Source organism: Flavobacterium sp., assembly GCF_035456085.1.
In the GTDB taxonomy this organism is placed as follows: Bacteria; Bacteroidota; Bacteroidia; order Flavobacteriales; family Flavobacteriaceae; genus Flavobacterium.
In genome coordinates this window covers 1-6679 of record NZ_DATIDY010000152.1, presented here as the reverse complement: position 1 = coordinate 6679, position 6679 = coordinate 1, and the positions used below count along the sequence as shown (strand labels likewise).

The 6679-nt window shown below is 33.5% G+C and carries 7 protein-coding genes; 3 read left to right on the top strand and 4 right to left on the bottom strand.

The genetic code is table 11. The features are described from left to right. Window positions 1-2 precede the first annotated feature (2 nt). From VLC96_RS12030 to VLC96_RS12020, 3 genes are all read right to left on the bottom strand, one after another. Entirely contained in the window at window positions 3-566 is a 564-nt protein-coding gene (locus tag VLC96_RS12030) for a YdeI/OmpD-associated family protein (protein WP_325263217.1), read from the bottom strand. Window positions 567-628: 62 nt separating this feature from the next. Further along, window positions 629-1903 (bottom strand): peptidase T, encoded by a 1275-nt coding sequence (pepT, locus tag VLC96_RS12025; RefSeq protein ID WP_325263215.1) that lies wholly within the window; start codon window positions 1901-1903, stop codon window positions 629-631. A gap of 142 nt (window positions 1904-2045) precedes the next feature. Beyond that, window positions 2046-2774 carry a hypothetical protein gene (locus VLC96_RS12020; RefSeq protein ID WP_325263214.1) on the bottom strand — a complete coding sequence of 243 codons (729 nt, stop codon included), beginning with the start codon at window positions 2772-2774 and terminating at the stop codon, window positions 2046-2048. 243 nt (window positions 2775-3017) lie between these two features. Here VLC96_RS12020 and VLC96_RS12015 point away from each other — a divergent pair, with 243 nt between their 5' ends. Next, the gene (locus VLC96_RS12015) at window positions 3018-3980 is read left to right on the top strand and encodes an ion channel (RefSeq protein WP_325263212.1); all 963 of its coding nucleotides are present in this window, start codon (window positions 3018-3020) and stop codon (window positions 3978-3980) included. Here VLC96_RS12015 and VLC96_RS12010 read toward each other — a convergent pair. Next, window positions 3970-4662 carry an SIR2 family NAD-dependent protein deacylase gene (locus VLC96_RS12010; RefSeq protein ID WP_325263210.1) on the bottom strand — a complete coding sequence of 231 codons (693 nt, stop codon included), beginning with the start codon at window positions 4660-4662 and terminating at the stop codon, window positions 3970-3972. The two genes, VLC96_RS12015 and VLC96_RS12010, sit on opposite strands and share 11 nt — an antisense overlap. 370 nt (window positions 4663-5032) lie before the next feature. On the opposite strand from VLC96_RS12010, the gene VLC96_RS12005 reads away from it, so the two are divergent. Further along, entirely contained in the window at window positions 5033-5686 is a 654-nt protein-coding gene (locus VLC96_RS12005) for a TrmH family RNA methyltransferase (protein ID WP_325263208.1), read from the top strand. Window positions 5687-5748: 62 nt separating this feature from the next. Then, window positions 5749-6423: an SDR family NAD(P)-dependent oxidoreductase gene (locus VLC96_RS12000; RefSeq protein ID WP_325263206.1), complete on the top strand. Its 675-nt coding sequence runs from the start codon at window positions 5749-5751 to the stop codon at window positions 6421-6423. Window positions 6424-6679 lie beyond the last annotated feature (256 nt).

Sequence of the window (6679 nt, the reverse complement as noted above, 5' to 3'; positions counted from 1 at the left end):
TTTTATCTGTATTTATCATTTAGACCAATATTGTCTAAAATCATAGGTTTTATTTTCTCAATCCTTGTAAGTTTTGTTTCTTCTCGTTTAGCGGATTCGATGTATTCAATGAATTCCTTTTGTTTATAAGGGCTAAATTTTGAAAAGGCAATTTTTAACTGCATATAATTGTCTAGTTCTTTTTGTAAAATAGAGGGAATTGTTATTGCTTTCTCAGGCTTTTTAGTTTTTATAATTTTGCCTTGTTTTTCGTTTTCAATCGCTTCTTGAATATAGGCCAAAATTTCGGCTTCATTGATTTCGTCTTTTGATGTAAACCTCCATTGGCGTAATGATTGGGTTACTCCTTCATTAGCATTAATCAAATATTTCTTTTCATCTTTGAGATAAGCTCCGTTGAAAAACCAAAGGGTAAAAAAGTTCTTGAATCCACGAATGCCAACTATGTTTTTATTATTATAAACATATACACAACCTCCCCATTTATTGGTTTCAACTAGAGATGTTTTGGTAATTATTGTTTTTAAAATTTCCAACTCTGCTTCCCAATGATTGATCATGTCCATTGTTAATGATATATGATTTTAAAAGTTTAAACTCTTTGAAAAAACATTGAAGCGTTTCTAAATTATCTTTTTCTAACTGTTTTCTCTTGTTTTAAATAATCACCTTTAGCTGTCAATTCTGCAATTCGAACAATTACATCTACAGCTTTTTGCATGCTTTCGACAGGAACATATTCGTATTTTCCATGGAAATTATGTCCTCCGGCAAATATATTCGGACATGGTAAACCTTTATAGGATAATTGGCTACCGTCTGTTCCTCCTCTAATTGGTTTGATGATCGGTTTAATTCCGAGTTGTTTCATCGCATTTTCAGCAATATCTACAATATATTTTACAGGAAGAACCTTTTCTTTCATATTGTAATATTGATCATTAATCTCAGCAATAGCAATATCTTCGCCAAATTTTCTAACAAATCGCTTGTTGATTTTTTTGACTATTTTATGAATATAATCTTTTCGTTTTTCGAACTTTAATTTGTTGTGATCACGAATAATTAATTCCAAAACAGTTTCTTCAATACTTCCTGATAAATGGTGTACATGATAGAAACCTTCATATCCTTTTGTTCTTTGAGGAGTTTCGTCTCTAGGTAATTCATTAATAAAATCATTAGCGATAAGCATAGAGTTAATCATTTTGCTTTTGGCGTAACCAGGATGAACGCTTTTTCCTTTAAAAGTAATTTTAGCTCCGGCAGCATTAAAATTTTCAAATTCTAATTCTCCAACTTGACTTCCGTCCATTGTGTAAGCCCATTCGGCTCCAAATTTTTCTACGTCAAAATGATGAGCTCCGCGACCGATTTCTTCATCTGGAGTAAAACCAATTCTGATTTTTCCGTGTTTGATTTCTGGATTGTTGATTAAGAATTCCATTGCTGTAACAATCTCTGTGATACCTGCTTTGTCATCGGCACCAAGCAAAGTTGTTCCATCCGTAGTTATTAATGTTTGACCTTTATATTGTAGTAAATCTTTAAAATATGACGGAGATAAAATAATGTTTTGTTCAGCATTTAATACAATGTCCTTACCATCATAATTTGGAATAATTTGTGGTTTTACATTTGCTCCCGAAAAATCTGGTGATGTGTCAAAATGCGAAATAAAGCCAATTGTAGGCACTTCGTGGTCAACATTGCTGGGTAAAGTTGCCATTATGTAGGCTTTATTGTCGATGGTAACATCTTCTAGTCCAATTTTTTTTAATTCATCAACCAATTTGTTGGCTAAATCCCATTGTTTGGCAGTACTTGGAGTTGTTTTTGAGCTAGCGTCAGATTCGGTGTCAATTGTGACATAACTTACAAAGCGATCAATTATATTTTGCATATGGTATTTGTTTTGGCAAAGATAAACATTTTTAAAAAGAGAAGATTGGTGGTTTCAGTGAATAGCATAAATGAAAAAAATCCGTTTTTCAACGGATTTTCAGTTTAAAGTGGTTAGGGCTTTAAAGGGGGAAGGGGTATTATTATTTAGCTGCTTTTTCAGCTTCTATTTTTGCTTGTGCTGCTGCTGCTTTTTCTGCTTCTGCAGTTGCTTTAGCTATTTGTTCTTCTAATTTTGCTGATTTTTCCAAAGCTAGTCTAGCTGATTCTGCTAATTTTTGGTCAGCTTCTTCTTTTTCTTTTTTTAGTTTTTCAACATTTTTAGCTAGTTTGTCTTCTGCTTCTTTAGCAGCTGCGGCTTCTTTTTTGTAGGCGGCGATTTTTTCTTTGGAGATTTTTTCAGCCGCTTCTGATGCTTTTTTGTCAGCTTCAGCTTGGGCTTTTGCTGCGATTGCTGCTTCTTTGTTGGCTTTGTTTGTAGCGTCTTTGGCTGCCTCAGCGGCTTTTTTTTCGGCTTCAGCTTGAGCTTTATCTGCGATGGCTTTGTCTTTTGCTGCTTTTTCTGCGGCTTCTTTTGCTTCAGCAGATGCTTTTGCTTCGGCTATTTTAGCTTGGGCTGCAGCTTTTTCAGCAGCTTTTTGTGATTCTTCTGCTGCTTTTTTTTCTGCTTCAGCTTTTATTTTGGCTTCTTTTTTTTCTGCTTCTACTTTTGCTAAATATGCTTTTTCTTGCTCTTTTAATTCTTGCATTTGCTTTTTGAAGTCAATTGGAGCTGTGCTAGTGGTAGTTGAGGAGGATTCTGTAGCAGCTTGTCCGAAAAATGTTTGTGAAAATACAAGAAATACAATAATTAGGGGTAATTTTAAATTCATAATTATGTGGTATTAGGTTGAGTTTATTTTAAATTTTAAGGCAAAACAAATATAGTATTTTTTTTGATTTTCAAAAATTTATTTTAATTTTTTGTTAAAATTCAATATAAAATTTTGATTTATAAAATATTAATACTAAAAACTTATAATAATGTGTAAAATAAGTATTACTTATAAATGCATTAAGTTAAGTATCATTACATTATTTTAATGTGTAATTTGCACTCTGTTAATACATAAATTATGGCATTATTTCATAGATTCAATAATAAAGCAAAATCCCTGATAAATACTGGATTTGGTAGTAATGCATCTATTACAGGCGGGCGATTTATCAACAAAGATGGTTCAGTAAATGCTACCCGAAAAGGCATCCGCATTTTAGATCGAATAAGTTGGTATCATACCATGCTCGAAATGCCTAGTTGGAAATTTCTTTCGATACTTTTATTGTTTTATATCACTATTAATTTTGTTTTTGCGTTGCTCTATTTCGGAATCGGAATTCAGCATCTCGACGGAATTGCAACTACCGACAATAAGTGGGTTCAGTTTGGACAAGCCTATTTTTTTAGTGCCCAAACATTTACTACGGTGGGGTACGGACATATTAGTCCGACTGGTTTTTATACGAGTGCATTGTCGTCAGCCGAAGCATTAATGGGTTTGTTAAGTTTTGCTATCGCTACAGGATTGTTTTTTGGACGTTTTAGTAAGCCCGCAGTTTATTTAAAATTTTCTAATAATGCGCTTATCGCACCTTTTAATGAGGGAAAAGCATTGATGTTTCGCTTAGCTCCTTATAAAAACACCAATTATATGGATGCCGAAGTAAGCGTGACAGTCGGCATACAAATTGAAGAAAACGGAGTAATGACTAATAAATTCTATACTTTGGATTTAGAGTATCAAAAGATAAATTCATTGGTTTTGAGTTGGACCGTAGTTCATCCAATAACGGTTGAAAGCCCTTTGTACGGTTTTACAGCATCGGATTTTGATTCTATTTTGGGCGAAATTATTGTGATCATTAAAACATTTGATGATATGTTTAGTACGACAGTTGCCACTCGAACTTCATACACGTTTAAAGAAATTATTTATGGTGCCAAATTTAAACCGATGTACAACAAAAGCGAAGACAATCAGAGTACAGTTTTGGATTTAGCGTTATTGAATATATATAATGATGTTGCTATAGATTAGCATATAATTTTTCTTTTAAAATTACCATTCCTTCCGAAGCTACATTAGGAATTACTTCCAAAGGATTTCTAAGATTCGGAATTTTTATTGGTTTTGGATCGATATAAAAAATCGGCGTTTTTTTTGGCGTGTAATTGATTAAACCAGCCGCAGGATACACTTGCAGTGAAGTTCCAATTACGGCAAAATAATCTGCTTGTTCGGTCAAGATAATTGCCTCTTCCAAAGCAGGAACTTGTTCGCCAAACCAAACAATATGCGGTCGTAGTTGATGTCCGTGTTGGTCATTATCACCTATATTTAAGTCATCTTGCCAGTCAATGATATAATCTTCATTTCTAGAGCTTCGGACTTTTAGTAATTCTCCATGAAGATGAGTGACTTTTGTACTTCCAGCTCTCTCATGTAAATCATCTACATTTTGTGTGATGATATAAACGTCAAAATCATTTTCAAGTTCTGCTAAAATTTGATGCCCAAGATTAGGTTGTACTTCCTTTAATTGCTTGCGTCTTTTATTGTAAAAGTCAAGTACCAAAGCTTGGTTTCTATGCCAGCCTTCGGGAGTCGCCACGTCCATCACATTATGACCTTCCCATAATCCGTCGCTATCACGAAATGTTTTGATACCGCTTTCGGCACTGATTCCTGCTCCGGTAAGTACAACTAATTTCTTTTTCATTTGATTGATTTTTTAAAGAATATTATGAGCGAAAGATAAGGCTTTTTTGGAGATATGGTTTCCTGCTCTCCATTACAATCTTGTAGGCTGAACCCCAGCCCACAAGGATTTTCACTGCGATCAGGGCTAATTAAAGAGGCATTTTGCATTTTTGTTAATATCCTTAATTTAAGTACAAAAAATATACTAAGCAAAACCTTTACGCTTCCGAATGTAATAATTTGAATCCAAAACTATTTTGATGGATAGGTAACTCTTAGAACCCTAACAGATTTTCAAAACCTGTCAGGTCTAAACCATCTTACTACGAAATACTTTATAGGTTAAAACTTCTCTTTTTAGTATTTTTGCCAAAAAAAAATAGCGATCGATGATTGATTTAGATTACCTGGATTATCTTGAAAACATTATCACGGATAACAGAAAAGAAAATTTTTTGAAAGTTTTAAAAAATAGAACCAAACATTTTACAATAGCAGTCGAAGATGTTTTTCAAATGCATAATGCCAGTGCGGTGATGCGTAGTTGCGAGGTTTTTGGAATCCAGGAAATGCATGTAATTGAAGAACGTTTTGGAAAACGCATCGATAAAGAAATTGCTATGGGTGCCCAAAAATGGGTTGATATTTCTAAATATGACAGTGTTACCAATTGTGTCGATACTTTAAAAAATAGTGGTTATCAAATTATTGCTACTACACCGCATGAAAATGATTGTTTGTTGGAAGATTTTGATATTTCAAAACCAAGCGCTTTGTTTTTTGGAACTGAAAAAGATGGTTTGTCTGATGCCGTTTTGAGTAGGGCAGACGGTTTTCTTAAAATCCCGATGGTGGGTTTTACAGAGAGTTTGAATATTTCGGTTTCAGCAGCAATTATTATTCAGAATATCACCAATCGTTTACGCAATTCTAATATTAACTGGCATTTGACTGATGAGGAAATTTTAGAGAAAAGGTTAGATTGGGCAAAAAAATCGATTAAAGATATTAAAAGGATAGAGCAGAGATATTATAGTATTTAAGATTTTATATGCTTAGATGTATAATATTTGTTTTGCCATTTAACCATTAAAAAAAAATAGAAATGAATAAAACTGTTTTAATTACAGGAGCGAGCAAAGGTATTGGATTTGCTTTGGCTACTATATTTTTAGATAATGGATTCAAAGTTATTGGAACTTCCAGATCGGGTAAAATTGAAGGGATAGAAAATGATAATTTTGAAGCGCTACCATTGGATGTGTCTGAGGTTGAAAACATTGAATTGTTTACTAAAGAGTTGAATTCAAAAAGTATTACAATTGATGTTTTGATAAATAATGCAGGAATCGGTCCAGATTTGGATACTGGAAATCCAGATGAAATAACGTTTCAACAAACTTTTGATGTGAATGTAACCGGGCCAACTTTTTTGACAGAAGCATTAATTGAAAATATTAGTGACAAAGGGAAAATAATCAATATTTCTTCCAGAATGGGATCAATTGGATTTTGTAAAGGGTCAGATGCTGTTGCTTATAGAATGTCGAAAGCGGCATTGAATATGTACACAAAAATTCTTTCCAATAGACTTTCTGGTAAAATCAATGTAGCATCTATTCATCCCGGTTATGTTAAGACTACATTTGGAAAAAATAATATTGCTCACGGCAGGCTTTCTCCGGAAGAATCGGCCAAAGAAATATACGATTTCGTAATTAGCGATTTTAAATCTGGAACGTTTTGGGATGTTGAAATGCAAAGCGAATGTAACTGGTAATTATTAAATTACTGAAGAATATTATTTAAAGCTGTAGGTCGCGTGAGTGATAGGAGCTAGCTACCATGTAGCGCGGATAGCACGACAGCATAAAGAAAAGGAGCCGACTCACCGCAATGAACTGCCCCCAAAAAGTTAGACACTATTTGGGGGCATTTTTATGGAAAGAAAAGTCAAATACAATTATGAATTTAAACTTCGCTGTGTACGGGAAGTTTTAAAAAAGCATCAATCGTTAAATGCTGTAGCAAATGAA